Source organism: Paenibacillus pini JCM 16418, assembly GCF_000576305.1.
Taxonomy (GTDB): domain Bacteria; phylum Bacillota; class Bacilli; order Paenibacillales; family Paenibacillaceae; genus Paenibacillus_AQ; species Paenibacillus_AQ pini.
The window spans coordinates 1-17,544 of sequence record NZ_BAVZ01000024.1; the positions used below are offsets into that span (position 1 = coordinate 1).

General features: G+C 41.2%; 19 protein-coding genes, 1 tRNA gene, 1 pseudogene and 2 riboswitches. Of the genes and pseudogenes, 13 read left to right on the forward strand and 8 right to left on the reverse strand.

From position 1 onward, the window contains the following. The first annotated feature begins 515 nt into the window (after positions 1-515). The 9 genes and pseudogenes from guaB to JCM16418_RS20860 all read left to right on the forward strand — a co-directional run bounded on the left by guaB (position 516) and on the right by JCM16418_RS20860 (position 8,670). Positions 516-1,973 carry an IMP dehydrogenase gene (gene guaB / locus JCM16418_RS20820; RefSeq protein ID WP_036652842.1) on the forward strand — a complete coding sequence of 486 codons (1,458 nt, stop codon included), beginning with the start codon at positions 516-518 and terminating at the stop codon, positions 1,971-1,973. A gap of 225 nt (positions 1,974-2,198) precedes the next feature. Then, on the forward strand, positions 2,199-3,530 hold the full coding sequence (locus JCM16418_RS20825; protein WP_081765532.1) for a D-alanyl-D-alanine carboxypeptidase family protein: 1,332 nt from the start codon (positions 2,199-2,201) through the stop codon (positions 3,528-3,530). A 96-nt stretch (positions 3,531-3,626) separates the two neighbouring features. After that, complete coding sequence (gene pdxS / locus JCM16418_RS20830) at positions 3,627-4,508, forward strand: pyridoxal 5'-phosphate synthase lyase subunit PdxS (protein WP_036652844.1); 882 nt, start codon at positions 3,627-3,629, stop codon at positions 4,506-4,508. Positions 4,509-4,525: 17 nt separating this feature from the next. Next, positions 4,526-5,100 (forward strand): annotated as a pseudogene (gene pdxT / locus JCM16418_RS20835) (pyridoxal 5'-phosphate synthase glutaminase subunit PdxT). A 190-nt stretch (positions 5,101-5,290) separates the two neighbouring features. Then, positions 5,291-6,571 carry a serine--tRNA ligase gene (serS, locus tag JCM16418_RS20840; protein ID WP_036652847.1) on the forward strand — a complete coding sequence of 427 codons (1,281 nt, stop codon included), beginning with the start codon at positions 5,291-5,293 and terminating at the stop codon, positions 6,569-6,571. A gap of 72 nt (positions 6,572-6,643) precedes the next feature. Then, a tRNA-Ser gene (locus JCM16418_RS20845) sits at positions 6,644-6,732 on the forward strand. Positions 6,733-6,858: 126 nt separating this feature from the next. Further along, positions 6,859-7,203: a hypothetical protein gene (locus tag JCM16418_RS20850; protein WP_036652849.1), complete on the forward strand. Its 345-nt coding sequence runs from the start codon at positions 6,859-6,861 to the stop codon at positions 7,201-7,203. 17 nt (positions 7,204-7,220) lie between these two features. Beyond that, positions 7,221-7,373, forward strand: coding sequence for a small acid-soluble spore protein P (locus tag JCM16418_RS20855; protein ID WP_036652852.1), 153 nt, complete (start codon positions 7,221-7,223; stop codon positions 7,371-7,373). 223 nt (positions 7,374-7,596) lie between these two features. Further along, positions 7,597-8,670 (forward strand): hypothetical protein, encoded by a 1,074-nt coding sequence (locus JCM16418_RS20860; protein ID WP_036652854.1) that lies wholly within the window; start codon positions 7,597-7,599, stop codon positions 8,668-8,670. Between the two features lie 61 nt (positions 8,671-8,731). On the opposite strand, the gene tadA is transcribed toward JCM16418_RS20860, so the two are convergent. Beyond that, on the reverse strand, positions 8,732-9,238 hold the full coding sequence (gene tadA, locus JCM16418_RS20865; protein WP_036652855.1) for a tRNA adenosine(34) deaminase TadA: 507 nt from the start codon (positions 9,236-9,238) through the stop codon (positions 8,732-8,734). 453 nt (positions 9,239-9,691) lie between these two features. Here tadA and JCM16418_RS20870 point away from each other — a divergent pair, with 453 nt between their 5' ends. After that, entirely contained in the window at positions 9,692-9,970 is a 279-nt protein-coding gene (locus JCM16418_RS20870) for an ATP-binding protein (RefSeq protein WP_081765530.1), read from the forward strand. 32 nt (positions 9,971-10,002) lie between these two features. Beyond that, on the forward strand, positions 10,003-10,707 hold the full coding sequence (gene rluF, locus JCM16418_RS20875; protein ID WP_036652858.1) for a 23S rRNA pseudouridine(2604) synthase RluF: 705 nt from the start codon (positions 10,003-10,005) through the stop codon (positions 10,705-10,707). Between the two features lie 82 nt (positions 10,708-10,789). On the opposite strand, the gene motB is transcribed toward rluF, so the two are convergent. Both motB and motA read right to left on the reverse strand, forming a co-directional pair. Further along, positions 10,790-11,608: a flagellar motor protein MotB gene (gene motB, locus JCM16418_RS20880; protein ID WP_036652860.1), complete on the reverse strand. Its 819-nt coding sequence runs from the start codon at positions 11,606-11,608 to the stop codon at positions 10,790-10,792. Continuing rightward, entirely contained in the window at positions 11,592-12,392 is an 801-nt protein-coding gene (gene motA / locus JCM16418_RS20885; RefSeq protein ID WP_036652861.1) for a flagellar motor stator protein MotA, read from the reverse strand. The genes motB and motA overlap by 17 nt, the downstream gene beginning before the upstream one ends. A 229-nt stretch (positions 12,393-12,621) precedes the next feature. Between motA and JCM16418_RS20890 the strand changes: the two genes are divergently transcribed. Together JCM16418_RS20890 and JCM16418_RS20895 are read left to right on the forward strand one after the other, a co-directional pair. Beyond that, the gene (locus JCM16418_RS20890; RefSeq protein WP_036652864.1) at positions 12,622-12,915 is read left to right on the forward strand and encodes a hypothetical protein; all 294 of its coding nucleotides are present in this window, start codon (positions 12,622-12,624) and stop codon (positions 12,913-12,915) included. A gap of 194 nt (positions 12,916-13,109) precedes the next feature. Further along, the gene (locus tag JCM16418_RS20895; protein WP_036652866.1) at positions 13,110-13,412 is read left to right on the forward strand and encodes a 4a-hydroxytetrahydrobiopterin dehydratase; all 303 of its coding nucleotides are present in this window, start codon (positions 13,110-13,112) and stop codon (positions 13,410-13,412) included. A 90-nt stretch (positions 13,413-13,502) separates the two neighbouring features. Here the strand turns inward: JCM16418_RS20895 and JCM16418_RS20900 are convergent, their stop codons facing one another. From JCM16418_RS20900 to JCM16418_RS20920, 5 genes are all read right to left on the reverse strand, one after another. Beyond that, positions 13,503-13,862 carry a c-type cytochrome gene (locus JCM16418_RS20900; protein WP_036652868.1) on the reverse strand — a complete coding sequence of 120 codons (360 nt, stop codon included), beginning with the start codon at positions 13,860-13,862 and terminating at the stop codon, positions 13,503-13,505. Between the two features lie 151 nt (positions 13,863-14,013). Then, the gene (locus JCM16418_RS20905) at positions 14,014-14,469 is read right to left on the reverse strand and encodes a GNAT family N-acetyltransferase (protein WP_052020641.1); all 456 of its coding nucleotides are present in this window, start codon (positions 14,467-14,469) and stop codon (positions 14,014-14,016) included. Between the two features lie 260 nt (positions 14,470-14,729). Then, positions 14,730-15,221, reverse strand: a complete 492-nt coding sequence (locus JCM16418_RS20910; RefSeq protein WP_036652873.1) for a C40 family peptidase — start codon at positions 15,219-15,221, stop codon at positions 14,730-14,732. A gap of 4 nt (positions 15,222-15,225) precedes the next feature. After that, a riboswitch (cyclic di-AMP (ydaO/yuaA leader) is annotated at positions 15,226-15,364 on the reverse strand. Between the two features lie 427 nt (positions 15,365-15,791). Further along, positions 15,792-16,259 (reverse strand): C40 family peptidase, encoded by a 468-nt coding sequence (locus JCM16418_RS20915; protein WP_036652874.1) that lies wholly within the window; start codon positions 16,257-16,259, stop codon positions 15,792-15,794. Positions 16,260-16,263: 4 nt separating this feature from the next. After that, positions 16,264-16,404: riboswitch (cyclic di-AMP (ydaO/yuaA leader) on the reverse strand. A 470-nt stretch (positions 16,405-16,874) separates the two neighbouring features. Then, complete coding sequence (locus JCM16418_RS20920; protein WP_052020637.1) at positions 16,875-17,534, reverse strand: hypothetical protein; 660 nt, start codon at positions 17,532-17,534, stop codon at positions 16,875-16,877. Positions 17,535-17,544: the final 10 nt, after the last annotated feature.

The window sequence follows — 17,544 nt, forward strand, 5'->3', positions numbered from 1 at the left end:
AAAGAACCACTGTTGATGCACATCGACGGTGGTTTTTTTGTGTTGATAGGATATTTTCTAATGAAATGTGGTACTTTTATGTAAATAAATATGCTATATTCTGTAGGATTTATTGTTCTCGATTAAGGTAGATATCGTTCTCGATTATTTACATGGGGTTATATTCAAATATTAAAGCGTGACAATGTACAGATATGTAAGGTTAGCTTTATGGTGCTAATAAAGTAAAGAAAATTTGGAAACAGTAACAGATAATACGTATAATTCTAAACTTAAATCAAATGGCATCCTTATAGGATAGCCTTTTTTTTATCTGCTGTCCTCTCAGGGTGGACATAGTTATGTAAGAGTGAGACATGAAGGGTGGTTAGTTGTTTTACCAATCTGATTTTCTTGACAGTGGGAAGTCGCCTTTGCTAAGATGGCAATAATATATTTTCAGAAAATGATTTTCAGCCCTTATTCTATAAGGGTTTCGATGATAAGTAAGATAAAAATAAGGGGGAATTTTTCAGGTGTGGGAAGATAAGTTTACTAAAGAAGGATTTACTTTTGACGACGTATTGCTGGTACCGCGCAAATCTGAAGTACTACCGAAGGAAGTGGACGTGTCCACAAGATTAAGCAAACATGTTAAGCTCAACATTCCATTGATTAGTGCCGGGATGGATACGGTAACGGAAGCCGCGCTCGCAATTGCTATTGCAAGAGAAGGTGGCATTGGTATTATTCATAAGAATATGTCCGTAGAACAGCAAGCAGAGGAAGTGGATCGTGTTAAACGCTCTGAGAGTGGAGTTATCACCAATCCTTTCTCCCTTACCCCTGATCATTTAGTATCTGATGCTGAAGCAGTCATGGCAAAATACCGCATTTCTGGTGTTCCCATTGTAGATGGACAGAATAAACTAGTAGGTATTTTGACTAATCGTGACTTGCGTTTTGTTCATGATTATAACATTTTAATTAGCAGTGTGATGACTCGTGAAAATTTGGTGACGGCACCGGTCGGCACAACACTGCAAGAAGCTGAAGTATTGCTTCAGCAACATAAAATTGAGAAACTTCCATTGGTGGATAACAATAACGTTCTCAAAGGATTAATTACAATTAAAGATATTGAGAAGGCAATTCAGTTCCCTAATGCAGCTAAGGATGCCCAAGGTCGTCTACTTGTAGGTGCTGCAATTGGTATATCTAAAGATGGATTTGATCGTGCAGAAGCTTTAGTAAAAGCTGGTGTTGATGTTATTACTGTCGATTCTGCGCACGGACATCATATCAACATTATTGAAGCAGTTCGTAATCTTCGTAACTTGTATCCAGAACTTACAATTATCGCAGGTAATGTTGCTACAGGCGAAGCTACCCGCGAATTGATTGAAGCTGGAGCTTCTGTTGTGAAGGTAGGTATTGGACCAGGCTCCATTTGTACTACCCGCGTTATTGCTGGTATTGGTGTACCACAAGTTACAGCTATTTATGACTGCGCTGCAGTCGCTCGCGAATATGGTGTGCCGATTATTGCTGACGGCGGAATTAAATATTCAGGCGAAATTACAAAGGCCATTGCTGCAGGTGCTCATGCCGTAATGCTTGGCAGTCTTTTTGCAGGAACAGAAGAAAGTCCAGGAGAATCCGAGATTTATCAAGGACGCCGTTATAAGGTATACCGCGGTATGGGATCCATTAGTGCTATGAAACAGGGCAGTAAGGACCGTTACTTCCAAGATGATGATAAGAAGTTAGTACCTGAGGGTATTGAAGGCCGCGTTGCTTATAAAGGAGCTTTGTCGGATACACTGCTACAACTCATTGGTGGACTTCGTTCGGGTATGGGATATTGCGGAACAGAAACGCTGGATGAACTTCGTAATGATACACAATTTGTACGTATTACTGGGGCTGGCTTGCGTGAGAGTCACCCACATGATGTACAAATTACTAAAGAAGCGCCAAATTATTCCGTTTAAAAGGAATTAGGTTTGCATAAAACCAACATCTTCTTGCACAGACAGGTCGAAATTCGTCCTGTCTGTCTTTTTTTGCTTATAACCCTGTGTTAGAATAGAACAAGTGAGATTTAGATAGGCAAGAGGGGAGTTTATAATTCATTGAGTAAGAAATGGAACGGACGTTATGAGAAGTCCAAAATTAAACGTAAACGTCACTTTGTAAAGAAAAGCGTAGCTTCGGTTATGCTATTGAATATGCTTTGTATAACAGCTCTGCCAACTCTGGCATTTGCTGATCAAACGGCTCCCAAAACAGCTACAGAAACAGCTAAGCCGTCCACATCCGTTTCGGCTAAATCTAGCATTCCTAGTGTAGAGTCATTAGGACTGAATGTTAAGTCAGCAGTTCTCATTGAACCGACCACGGGTGAAGTACTGCTATCATACAATGCGGATAATCCATTGCCACCTGCAAGTATGACCAAGATGATGACGGAATACTTAGTCGCTGATCTTGTGAAAAAGGGAAAAATGAAGTGGACGGATACGGTTACCGTTCATGAAAATCCATCTAAAACGATTGGCTCCCGTATTTTTCTAGCGGATGGCGATCAACATACAGTAGAAGAGTTATACATAGCGATGGCAGTTGGTTCGGCTAATGATGCCACCGTTGCACTAGCGGAACATGTATCAGGCTCTGAACAAGAATTTGTGAAACTGATGAATGAAACTGCTAAAAAAATGGGGATGAAAACGGCTTACTTCATTAATGCTACGGGACTCAGTCGTTCGGACATGCCTTCCAAATTTAGACCAACTGAAGATCGTGAAGATGTAATGTCAGCTATGGATGCTGCAATTTTGGCTAAGTATATTGTTACAGACCATCCTGACTTTGCAAAATATACATCGAAACAGTCCTATAAATTCCGTCCTAGAGATAAAAACCCAATCATTAACTATAACTGGATGTTAGAAGCTAATAAGAACATCCCTAACTTCAAGGCGTATGCTTATCCAGGATTGGACGGTCTCAAAACTGGACATACCAGCAATGCGGGTAATTGCTTCACAGGTACGGCGGTAAGAAATGGGATGCGACTTATTAGCGTAGTTATGGGTGCAGATTCCGAGGCTCATCGTTTCACCGAAACGAAGAAGGTCCTCGATTTCGGTTTTAATAATTTTGAATTGAAGCAATCCATACCTGCGAAGACAGAGATTAAAGATTTGGCGACTGTACCGATTAAAAAAGGTGTAGAGACAAGTGTTGCTGTTGTTACGGATCAGGATGTTAGTTTTATGGTTCCTAAGGGAACTGATGCAAAAGGCGCTACTGTCAAAACACAAGTTATTCCGGAGGATAAGCTAGTTGCTCCTATTAAAAAGGGATCGAAAGTAGGCACGGCTACGTATACGTACAAAGCTGAAGGAATGGACAAGGCCCAAGTCAAAACCGTTAATTTGGTTGCCGTTGACGATGTAGAAAAGGGTGGTTGGTTCCGCTTATTCTTCCGAGCAATTAAGGAAATGTTTGTTGATTTGTTTGACGGAATTAAAAATCTTTTCTAATATCAAGTAAGTTGATATGATTTTCAGAAAATGGACCCGTTCTTCTATATATAGAAAAACGGATTACATGATATACAATTCGGGAGGCGTAAACAAATGGAAACTGGAACTTCGAGAGTAAAAAGAGGTATGGCAGAAATGCAAAAAGGCGGCGTCATTATGGACGTCATGAATGCAGAGCAAGCTAAAATTGCTGAGGCAGCAGGTGCAACAGCTGTTATGGCTCTAGAACGTGTTCCTTCTGATATTCGTGCAGCAGGTGGAGTAGCTCGTATGGCTGATCCTACCATTGTAGAAGAGGTTATGAAAGTTGTATCCATTCCAGTTATGGCTAAATCACGTATTGGCCACTTTGTGGAAGCTAAAGTACTTGAATCTCTTGGGGTAGATTACCTTGATGAGAGTGAAGTATTAACTCCAGCTGATGAAGTATTCCATATCAACAAGTGGGACTTTACCGTGCCATTCGTTTGTGGTGCAAAAGATTTGGGAGAAGCTCTTCGTCGTATTGGTGAAGGTGCATCCATGATTCGTACTAAGGGTGAGCCAGGAACGGGAAACATTGTTGAAGCCGTTCGCCACATGCGTATGATTAACAGCCAAATTCGTAAAGTACAAGGCATGTCTCAGGACGAGCTCTATGCAGAAGCGAAGAATCTTGGTGTATCTTATGATCTGTTAATTGAAGTTCGTGAGAATGGTAAACTTCCAGTAGTTAACTTTGCAGCAGGTGGCGTAGCTACTCCAGCAGATGCAGCTCTTATGATGCATTTGGGAGCAGACGGCGTATTCGTAGGATCCGGTATTTTCAAATCAGAATTCCCTGAGCGTTTTGCTCGTGCTATTGTTGAAGCTACAACTCACTATCAAGATTACAAGCTGATCGCTGAAGTATCGAAGAATCTCGGTGCTCCAATGAAAGGTATTGAGATTTCTAAGCTAAGTCCTTCGGAACGTATGCAGGATCGCGGCTGGTAGGAAAGAAGGATTATCATATGAAAATCGGTGTATTAGCCTTCAGGGCGCAGTTGCGGAACATATCCGTAGCATCGAGCTTGCAGGTGCTGAGGGTGTTGCCATTAAAAAGGTCGAGGAACTGGATGAGATCCAGGGTCTCATTATTCCAGGTGGCGAAAGTACGACGATTGGTAAACTTATGCGTAAGTATGGTTTTATCGATGCGATTCGTGCTTTTTCAGCGGCAGGTAAACCAATCTTTGGGACCTGTGCTGGATTAATTGTATTGGCTAAGTCCATTGAGGGTTTAGATGAACCTCATTTGGGTCTAATGGATATTACCGTTGCAAGGAACGCTTTTGGTCGCCAACGTGAGAGCTTTGAGACGGATTTGCCGGTAAAAGGGATTGAAGAGCCGATTAGAGCTGTGTTCATTCGTGCACCCCTGATTCGTAGTGTCGCAAGTGACGTAGATGTACTTTCAACTTATCATGATGAAATCGTGACAGCGAGACAAGGACATCTTCTAGCAGCTTCGTACCACCCGGAACTAACGGATGATTATCAGCTACATCAATATTTTGTAGACATGGTTACTTCCTCATTAAAGTAAAATGGGCGTAAATACGCTGTAATGAATAGCAAATGATCACACCTTGACTCTTTTTGGATATCTTTAAGGAGCCCGTGAGGGAGACTTGAGATATATGAGAACTCCTTTCGTATTCACTCTGGTAACAGGCGGGATACTAAAGGAGTCTCTCTAACAAGGGTTAAGGTTATTTTTTTAGGAGGAATTGTCCATGTTGGATGTTAAAATACTGCGGGGCGATTATGCCAAAGTAGAACAGGCACTTAAGAACCGCAACAAATCGCTGGATCTGATAGCTGGGTTTCCAGAACTTGATACACGTCGTAGAGAACTTTTGCAGGAGAGTGAAGCGCTGAAGAATCAGCGCAATGTAGTATCAGGTGAAGTGGCTAAACGTAAGAAGAACAAAGAAGATGCTGATGAACTGATTCTAGAGATGCGCGAAGTATCTGACCGAATTAAAGCAATGGACGAGGAAGTTCGTGAATTAGAGGTAGCTATTGCTGATCTAACCATGGCCATCCCTAATATTCCGCATGAATCAGTGCCTGTTGGTAAATCGGAAGAGGATAACGTTGAAGTACGACGTTGGTCTGAACCAACCGCTTTTGATTTCGAACCTAAAGCACACTGGGATATTGCTCAGGATCTCGGTATTATTGATTTTGAAGCAGCAGCTAAAGTAACAGGTTCACGCTTCACTTTCTATAAAGGGCTTGGAGCACGCCTAGAACGGGCGCTAATCAACTTTATGATGGATTTGCATAGTAGCGAGCATGGATACGAGGAAATGCTTCCTCCGTACATTGTAAACGGTGACAGCTTGCGTGGTACAGGCCAACTTCCGAAGTTTGAAGAGGATCTGTTTAAAATACGTGATACGGATTACTATTTGATCCCGACCGCTGAGGTTCCTGTTACGAACTATTACCGTGATGAAATTCTAAGCGCGGAAGAGCTACCGAAACATTTCGTGGCATACAGCTCCTGCTTCCGTTCTGAGGCGGGTTCTGCAGGACGGGATACTCGTGGCTTGATTCGACAGCATCAGTTCAACAAGGTGGAATTGGTTAAGCTTGTGCACCCTGAGACTTCTTATGAAGAACTAGAGAAAATGACAGCTAATGCAGAGCGTGTTCTGGAGTTGTTGAAGCTTCCTTACCGTGTTATGGGTCTCTGCTCAGGGGACATGGGATTCTCCGCAGCAAAAACGTATGATCTGGAAGTTTGGTTACCAGAGAGTAATATGTACCGCGAAATTTCTTCATGTTCAAACACTGAAGATTTTCAGGCCCGTCGTGCTAATATTCGCTTCCGCCGCGAACCAAAGGCTAAACCAGAGTTCGTGCATACACTGAATGGCTCTGCGCTTGCTGTGGGACGAACGGTGGCTGCAATCCTTGAGAATTATCAGCAAGAGGATGGAAGTGTTGTTGTTCCAGATGTGTTACAACCCTATATGGGTAATGTAAAAAAAATAATTAAAAAATAAGCTTGCATTATTTTTGATTACATGGTAAGATATTTTTTGTTGCGGTACAAGTAACTTAAAGATTTACCAACTGGAGAGGTACCGAAGCGGTCATAACGGGGCGGTCTTGAAAACCGTTAGAGTGCAAGCTCACGTGGGTTCGAATCCCACCCTCTCCGCCATTATATTAAATGTTCAGGAAGTCATTCTCCAAATGGAGAGCGGCTTCCTTTTTGTTTACCCAGCGATGTTTTTTAGAATAAAATAATTCATCTCTCCACACATTAATGTCAGGGGAGGTGTTCATAATGAATGACAATCTAGAGCTGAGTCAGGATAAGCTGGTTAGAGCATGGCAGTCACAGTTACCCACCAACTTAGATCCTTCCGACAATGCACAAGTACAACCCGATGGAGCCAATCCACAGTCCCTCAGAATTCATATTGATGCTGCGGGTCGCCAGATGTACTCCTTTGACTTTCAATGCTCTTATGTGGACTCACGTGAAGTCAAAATTGATTTGATTGATGTGGAGCGGGACGGAAGAACGGTGGACGAACGAACGGAGATCATTCAGGATATGGCAGAAGGTTATGTTCGTAACATTCATGAATGTGCTCAGGCACTGAAAGATGTGACACATCGTAACTAGGAGAGGTGAGGGTCATCATGTCAAAGCCAAAAGCAATTCCTGTACCTGAGGCTCAGGAACAAAATCAGCATCATTCTCGTCAAGATCATCCAGCTATGCAGGAGCCGCTTTCAGGGTCCAAGAAAGTAAAAAATCGCAATCATGTAGACCATTTGAATAAACAAGGATAATAAAGAAATATAATTTTTTCTATGAAATGGAAGTTGAGTAAGCATCCTGTATCTACTACAGGATGCTTTTTTATGCGGATATAGTCGGCTGGGTAGGCAAATAAGGGAATATCAGCATTTTTATTCTATGAATTACCAAAAGGTGTTTCGGTCAAGGCTTAAATCGTTTATGATTAAAGAGTATGTTATATGGTTTTTAGAGACGAGAGGAGAGAATAACTGAATGAACAAGAAGTTTGCCGTCCTGATTCTTACATTGATGATGGTCATGTCAGTGGTGCTTGCGGGATGTGGAAGTAAGCAGGAGCCTAAAGAGGCTATGAAGAGTGCAGCAACGAATGCAATGAAGATGACTTCTTACGAAATGAAGAGTAAGGTTGTAATTAATGACTTGAAGGTTACAACTAAAGACACAGCAAATGATCCTTCTATGGATCAAGTAATCAACATGGTGAAAAATGCTGACATTACCGTTGATGGGGTATATCAACAAGAACCAATGCAATCAGAGCTTACAATGGGGATCAATCTAAAAGGTGACATGTCGATGAGTTTTAACATTCCGATGGTCATGACGAAAGAAAAATTATATGTAAAAGTTCCTAGCATTCCGATGTTACCATTACCAGAAAGCGTAGTTGGTAAATATCTAGTGCTTGATTTGAAGGAACTTGCTGAACAACAAGGCACCAATGTAAATTCATTAGACACTGCAAAAACACAAAAATTGTCTAATGAAGTTATGAATACGTTATTCAATGAATATGACGGCACGAAGTATTTTAAAGATATTGATACAAAAGATGCTCACTTGCCAGAAGGCGTAGATGCCAAGCAAGTTGTTCAATTCTTCGTTACGAATGACAATGTGAAGGAAGCTGCTGATATTTTCATTAATAAAGCACTCCCTAAAATTCTAGACATCATTAGCAAAGATGAATATAAGGATGTCGTTGGTCTGAGCAAAGAAGAAATTGATAATGCAAAGAACGAACTGAATTCAACTTCAAAAAATGATTTGAATAAAGGCTTAAATGACCTGAAGAATTATGTGAAGATTAATCAGTTCAATGTGAATACTGCAATTAACAAAAAAGGATTTCCAACATATCAGGACATGATTATGAATGCAGAATTTAATGACCCTGATACGAAGGACAATGTATTGCTGTCCATGCAAGGAAGTAACATATACAGCAAGATTAACGAGAAGCAAACATTTAAAATCGGTATTCCTAAAGATACTGAAGTCGTTACTATGGAAGAATTCCAAAAACAAATGAATGGCGTGAACTAATAACGTATGTTAAATAAGAGAATAAGAGAAACAGCCCTTCGGTGTATGAAGGGCTGTTTCTTTATGACTTACTACGTAGCTTCCGAAAGAATGTGGTTAGCATTCCCGCGCATTCTTGTTGGAGAATGTTGTCTACCACCTCTGTACGATGGTTAAACCGTGGTTCTTGTAATAGATTCATTAACGTACCTGCACAGCCCGCCTTAGGATCACCGGTACCGTAGACGACTTGTGGTATTCGAGACTGTACGATAGCCCCTGCGCACATAGGACAGGGCTCCAGTGTGACATATAGACTACAGTCCAGCAGACGCCAGGATTTAAGATGACGACTGGCTTCACGAATGGCTACAATCTCTGCATGGGCTGTGGCATCACTTGTCGTTTCACGAAGGTTATAACCTCTACCTACGATTTCTCCTCCGCGTACGATAACAGCTCCAATAGGTACCTCTCCTAACTCTTCAGCTAATCTGGCCTGAGCCATAGCTTCACGCATCCAAAATTCATGATTTGAATTATCCACAATACTATCCACAGAAAGAGGACGCTGCTGTAATTCATCCAATGAAAACGCTCCTCTCAGCTTAAAATTCAATTATTCAGCGAACAAATATTCGTTTGTTAACATGTTGTGCACAGATCTGTGTATAACTATATTAATTATTCACAAGTTTATACACAAAATAGAGATAAAAATTGTGTATATGTGCATAAAATGTGTATACCTTCTTCTTATTGTAGAGAAGCATAAGAATAAATTCAATATGTTCTTCCATTCGCATCTCATTCTTTAATATGATTGAAGATTTCGACAGTCTTTTCAAAAATCAGGGTTAAAGGTATGATGGGGGTACTATGCATCTAATATCGTCAAGGCGTTCCTTGTCATGCATCAGGTGATTTCGAAAGTTGTCTATTAGAAAGAATTAACCCTGGTCATGTCTGGCTCCGTACTTATTATTTTACTTTTGAATATTGCTCTAAGGTATTGGATCCCGATATACGCAACATCAATGCGATGGAATCTATGCCGCTAGGTGGTATTGTTACATTGCATCTTCAGCGTCCAGAATATGAGCGTGTGATGCTAGGCATTGAGGATCAGGGTATTGGTATTCCCGTAAGTATGATGCCTAAACTAGGTGAGCCCTTTTTTACTAATAAGAAGAATGGCACTGGACTTGGACTCATGGTTAGTCAGCGAATTGTTGAGGGCCATAAGGGAAACATGGAGATTGAGAGCGTTCAAGGTAAGGCTACTAAAGTAGCGATAACCTTACCGACTGCGGTACAATAGAGAAACTGCATCAACAAATGAGGTGATTACCAATGCGAATTAATAAGTTCATTAGCGAAACGGGCTTCTGCTCGCGCCGTGAGGCCGATAAATGGGTAGAGAATGGTAAAGTTACGATTAACGGAGTTAAAGCCGTTCTAGGTAGTCAGGCGGAGCCAGGCGACGATGTCCGTGTAAATGGGCAGCCTTTGAATTCGAAAAGCGCCGAAGCCGTGTATATTGCACTTAATAAACCGGTAGGCATAACATGCACAACTGAGCAGCATATCAGAGGGAATATTGTAGACTATGTGGGACATCATGAGCGGATTTTTCCTATTGGACGATTGGACAAGGATTCAGAAGGATTGATTCTGCTGACCAGTGATGGAGACATCGTGAATAAGATATTACGGGCCGAAGGAAAGCATGAGAAGGAGTATATTGTCACAGTGGATCATCCAATAACACCTTCCTTTCTCAAGGGAATGGAAAGTGGTGTGAAGATTTTAGGTGAGATGACTCTTCCATGTAAGCTTACACGGATATCGGAGCGGGTGTTCCGTATCATTCTAACTGAGGGGAAGAATCGCCAAATTCGCCGGATGTGCAGTGCTTTTGGCTACGAGGTTCGAGCGCTTCAACGCATTCGAATTATGAATATCCATTTGGGTTCACTTCCTGTAGGCGAGTGGCGAGATTTGACCTCGAAGGAGAAGACCGAACTCGGCGATTTGCTTGCATATGAATTGCAGTAGAATGTAGCGCTATCGAATTTAAAAGGCTGTATTAACCGAGAGTGGTTAATACAGCCTTTTATTGTTAAGGATAGGATCAAGTTCATTCGTTATTGTTTTGAGCTACCGATATAGGTAGTTTGGTATCTTGATATTTACGTAATATGGACACCTCAACGCGTCGGTTCTTAGCTCGTCCAGCTTCAGTGTTGTTAGAAGCAATTGGACGATATTCTCCGTAGGCAGTCGGGATAAATTTACGAGGATTGAGATTCTCATTGAGCAAAACAACTTTCATAAATTGAATAGCTCTATCGGAACTTAGATCCCAGTTCGAAGCGTATTGATTATTGGAGATTGGCATGTTATCGGTATGTCCTGATACGATAATATCGTAGTCAGGGAAACGTTGTAGCATGTTCCCAATTGCTATAGCAAGCTGGCGCGATTCAGGTTTCACATTTGCTCTACCGGAAGCGAATAGTGCAGTATCACTTATGGTGATGGTCAACTGGGACTGGTTAAGTTTTGTGTTCAGTTGATTCGTTAAACCATTTGTTTTAATATATTGATCCAGTTGTTTTTTTAGTTTCTCCAGATCTTCTTGTTCTTGTTTGGCAAGCATAGATTTGTTCTTTTTCTTATCTGCTTGAGAAACGGTTTGTTGCTGACTATCGTCCTTACCCTGATCCATCGATTTATTAGTAGGCACAGCCGACTTGTAGTCAAGGACACCATTACCGGTACTAAGTGCTGTATTGAAAGCCTTACTCATTTCTTCAAACTTCTTTGCATCTGTTGCGCTCATGGCATAGAGAACAATAAATAGTGCAAGTAGAAGGGTCAAAAGGTCAGCATAAGGAAGTAGCCAGGATTCATCAGCATGTTCCTCATGTGGTTCATGTCTAGTCTTTTTGCTCACCCGAACCAGCCTCCTTGTCATTCATTAGAGCACGTTCGGAAGGGGTTAGGAAGACGGAAAGCTTCTGACTGATTGCAATAGTAGATACACCAGATTGAATGGATAGTAATCCTTCAACCATCATCAGTCGTAGTTCCACTTCTTTTTTGGACAGACGCTTGAGTTTGTTGGCTATAGGATGCCAAAGAACATACCCGGTAAATATACCTAACAATGTTGCGATAAAAGCTGCGCCAATGGCGTGTGCCAGCTCACCCATATTGTCCATTTTAGATAATGCCGCAATCAAACCAACTACGGCCCCTAGAACCCCGAGTGAAGGAGCGTACATACCTGCCTGTGAGAAAATAAGGGCACCACCGCGGTGACGTTCCTCCGTAGCAGTAATGTCCTCCATTAGGACATCTCGTACAAAATCCTGATCGTTACCATCGATGATCATACGCATCCCATTACGAAGAAATGCATCATCAATTTCGTCAACCTTACTTTCTAATGCGAGCAATCCTTCACGCCTAGTAATGGATGCCCATTCCATAAAGTATTTAATGAGGTCTTCGCGCTCCATTAACTTCTGTTTAATAAAAATCATTTTGAACAGCTTGGGGAGTTTCTTAAGATCCGCCATCGGAAAGCCAATGAATAACGTTGCAGCCGTACCGCCCAAAATAATGACATAAGCGGCTGGAGTCAGCAAGCTTACGATTGGGGCTCCCTTAAGCACCATTCCGAACAAAACCGCGACGACACCGAGAATTAGGCCAATAATTGTTGAAATTTCCATTGCACACCTCATCCATGAGAAATAAAATTGAATCCTTTCGTATCCACTTTTGCATCCTTGTAAAAGTGGTCTAAAGCACCAACAGACGTATTATATTATTTATCGTCAGAATTCTCTTTTTTTTTAAGTGAATTTTTCCGTTATAATGAAATGAAGCGTTATATTAACCTATTTATGTTACAGGTGGACACAAATAAGATGCATAGAGCGAAAATGGAGGGTATCATCCGTGGGTGTAAAACATGGTCGGGATTACGATGTTATTTTGTCAGAATTAACAGCTGCTGTAGGTGAAATCCCAGATAGTTATTTATTTTTCGAGATGGAACCCAATGAATGGAAAGAGTTACCGGGTGAGGATCAGCATGAAGTGCATGAAGCACTTGCAGAGGATCTTTTTTACGCTCTTGGAACAGAGCCGGTGATTGAAGTGGGTAGTGGTGTCGTCATGCATGATAAGGAAAACCATCGGATTAACATATTAATTGGTGAAGAACAAATTCAAGTCGTTACGCTTATATAATTTTGGGAGCCGAATGGTGTTTGGTCCGAGTCCATGGTAAAATAGAACACATGTGCTGTATACAGGCAGATGAATGTTTGTACGTGCAACCGAATAGAATGGGCATAGGATCTGTTAAAGCGAGAAGCTTCGCATTTAAGAAACATCCCTGACCTTGAGGCCGGGGATGTTTGGTTTCAGGGAGGAACAGGACAATGGTATACACGGAAGAAGAAGTAAAAGCACATGTGAAGAAGCTGGAAGGCTGGGAGTTTATAGAGGGGCAGTGGATTATACGCAAATACATTTTCTCTAACTTTATGAAGGGAATTGCATTTGTGGATGAGGTTGCTGCGATATCGGAAGCTTTTGACCATCATCCATTCATAACGATCGACTATAAAACCGTAACGTTACGACTGACATCCTTGGATGAAGGCGGGATTACCGCGCTTGATATCAGAGAAGCCCATCAATATAATGAGTTATTTATAAAAATGCGCTGCGGAGATAAATAATAGTATAGGTGCGCAACAAAAAACACGCTCTGTTCAGGCCATTGTACCTGTAGGAGCGTGTTTTTAAATTGTATACTACTAGGGAATGTTCTACTTCTTAGCCGCCAACCATTGGGCAACATTTGCAATTTCTTCAGACTTCAACTTGTCTTTAAAAGAAGGCATTCCGCCTTTACCTTTAGTAATAATAGTATAAATTTCTTCTGCTGATAATTGGGAACCAATCTTCTGTAGATTTGGTCCAACTGAACCTTGAAGCTGATCACCGTGACAGCTTAAGCAACCTTGTGCTTTAACAGTAGCTTCAGCTGCTGCTGCATCTAGCTTGACTTCAGGCATGGACGGTTTTTCTTCTTGAGCTACATCTTCTTTACCCGGGAGTGTTACCATGAGCACGATAGCTACAACGCATGCGGCAAAAAATAGGCCGCTCATAATCCATTTTTGCATTCCTTTTCGTCCTTTCTATGTAAACTGCACTTATTATTTCTTCATTATAACGGAACATGCTCTTACATCAAAGAGTTTGTGTCAAAAAAGCAAACAGTTCCGCTCAAATTGCCTCAAAAAATACACAAATTTGTACTTATTATCATTGACGTCACAATTCATCCTGATAAACCATACAATAAAAAGGTTGCTCTCCTTCAGGAGTACGAAGCATGTAAGTATCGCTTATCTCAAACCCAGCTTTTTGGTATGCGCGAATTGCTCGCTCATTCCAGACTAACACTTCTAGATCAAGTGGTTGTATGGGGTCACGCTGCCGAGCAACACTGACGATAGCCTGTATAAATTCTTTACCCCATCCATGACCGCATAAATCGGGCCGCATGCCAAATCCAAGTCTCATTGCACCTGTCATAGGAAAAAGCTGTGCAAACCCTGCCAGCCCCTCCTTGGTGTGTAATACAGATACATATTGTTCCTGTCGAAGCTTAGAATCTCCAAATTCGATTTCGAGCGCTAGCATCTGTTCCCAGGGCATCCAGTCGTATATATGGTACGGTTCTTCATATTGCCAGCCACAAATCATCTGCGCCTGTTCTATAGTCATAGGGGTTACATAAAAATCATTGGAATCATCGCTCAACGTAGAGCTCTCCTTTCATGCGAGAGTTCCTTATATAGGATTTGATAATTAACTTAAAACTATTCCATAAGCTGGCGTGTGAAGTGTTTATTCATCAGCAAGAAGGGTAATTATATATTGAAAACAATTTTTGGTAAATTTAAAGATAGACAAATAAAAATACCCGGCGAGAGATTTCGGCAAAAATCTCAGCACACGGGTATACGTACAACTAATATTGAAGCTTATTGTACGTCATCGTTATCATTAGAATCTTGAGCCACATTCTGATACTTATCTGTACTCATAACTCGTTTTGCGCCAACGTAGCGATTGACGTAATAGCTATCACTAAGCGAACTGACCATAACACCACGTGATGTTGAAGCGTGAGCAAACTTGCCTTCGCCGACATAAATACCTACATGGGATACACCGACACCGTTCGTATTAAAGAAGACCAAATCTCCAGCTCTTAAATCACTGCGTGATACTGCGGATCCCATACTGTACTGAGAGCCGGATTGATGAGGCAGGCTAACGCCGAGGTGGTTAAATACATACATCGTGAACCCGGAACAATCGAAACCACTTGTTGAAATTCCGCCGGTTCTGTATTTCGTACCAATAACGCCGTCGATCACTTTGTCCATCTTGGAATCCGCGAAAGCGCTTCCTGTTCCAATGGTAAGAACGAGGGCAAAGCTCATGACTGCTGCTGTTAATTTCTTTTTCAAAAATAGTTGCCCCTTCCGGTGCCTGCGAGGTTAGCTTAAGGATTCGGTTGAAGGTCCCCTATGATCCCTCTGAAGCAAGATCAATTCACCCATAACTGGTTCCCCCGTTTTCCTAGTGTGAGGAAATTCGGCCTGAACTTTACACTAATGATCAAACATATAAAAATGGCAATGTTATAAACGAGTACGATATTTGTTTCATGTATGACAAAGATTACAAACTTGTCACTAACTTACTGCGACTATTGTAACAAAGGATTCTTACTTTGGCAATTGTTTCTATCACGATTATCTATAAAATCCGCTTTTTCTTATAATATGTAGCTATTTTATAGAGATTTTTATATGAAAAGTTGTTTATTTGTTGTGAGGGTGGGTAAAAAATTAGTATAGAAAAAAATAAAAATTAAATTTTAAAAAAAAAAAGTAAACCTTTTTGCACTTTAAACCGTCTTATAAGTAATTAAGAATTAAATGAGTTCTTCAATAACAAAAAACCCACGAGCTGACTTCGGCAAAAGTCTGCAGGTGGGCAATGATGAATATTAAGATATATAGTTTATAGCGGATTTAATTGTAAGTAGCAGCTTTAAATTTAGACGTGCTCATAACTCGTTTGGCGCCAACGTAGCGTTTGGCAAAATAGTTCTGACTAAGCGGACTGACCATAACTCCATGGGAAGAGGAGGCATGTGCGAATTTCCCGTTACCAACGTAGACACCTACATGGGAAACTCCTTTTCCTGTCGTGTTAAAGAAGACAAGATCTCCCGATCTTAAGTTACTTTTAGATACAGATGTTCCGGTTTTGTATTGTGCAGCGGCTTGACGCGGTAAATTTAGACCAAGTTTAACGAATACATATTTAGTAAAACCAGAACAGTCGAACCCTTTTGTTGTGGTTCCGCCAGTTTTATATGAAACTCCAATGGTGTTTTTAACGACTTTATTCAATGATGAGTCCGCGAATACGCTTCCTGTTCCCATAGAGAACATAAGTGTAAGTCCTAGCGCTGCGGCTATAAATTGCTTTTTCAAAAAGATATACCCCTTCCAACGCCTGCGAGGTTAGCTTAAGGATTCGGTTGAAGGTTCCCTATGATCTCTTATACATAAATGAGATCAATTCACCCGTAGTGGATCCCCCGCTTCCTGGTGCCAAGGAATTTGGCCCTGATCTAGCACCTGAAGTACGACAGTGTGACGGTAGACATTTTCATATGTGTTCATATACATCGATTTCATAAGTAAGGTTCTTAACAGTAAAATGTTGAATGGTTACAGTACAGTATTAAATATTACAAAGTTGTCATTAAGATTACGCTTGAATTAGTTTAACAGAGGTAGTAACCTTTTGGCAAATTGTAATGTCATGGTAAACGCGAAGAACCCCGCCACTTTTCATTTCGAAAAGGTCGGGGTCTTCTTCTATCAAGCAGTTAAAGTGATGACAAATTCGTAACCTATTGAATTTACTTCCTTATTTTATCAATTATTTTTCTGATTTGTGGTGCCACAGGCTGAATTGTGAAGTGGTATTCCATAGCTTAAAGATGCAGGTTACGAAATGATACGCTTGTTGTAGGATGAGTCCGATTATTCCAGCCCATACCAAAGATATTCCTGTCGATAACCCGAACACGAGCAAATTTATCATTCCAAGCAGATCGAAATGCCAATGATGGGTAAGGAATTGCATATGCCAATCCATAAAGAGGAGACCATACCCGAGCCACTGATCTTGCCAAACTGCATATATAGAAGCAATTGATGAACAATATAGCCATATAATAGCCATGCCACTACATAAGGGACACCGTTTAGAAACAGCAATTGAGACTGGAGTCCGCTGATTAATACATGATATAGACGAGGCAGTAGCCAATAAGCTGGTGCCGCGAGTAGAATCCACTCGACGATATGAAAGATGAAGATGGATTTACCGTACCGTCGCATACCTTGGAAGAAGAAGAGGCCTCTTAGACCCTTATACTCTTGCTGAAGTCCATATAGAATACCCGCTTGAATAAATGGAGTTAGTAACATGCGGAATACGCCAATGCCAAGCAGAATCCATAAGTAGGCATGAACGGTGCTATTTTCACTCAAACCCATTTGCGCTTCAATATAGTATAGAGCCTGACTAAGCTGATTTGGAGGTGGGTCTGGATACCGCATTAATAAAGGCACTACAGCAGATTCAACCAGGCGGTACAGAAAATAACCCCATAAAAGCTGATATAAAAATAAAATAATGATGACGTAAAATTGATCCTTTACACTTTTCCAGCCATTGGCGATATAGGTCCTCACCAGCTCTCAC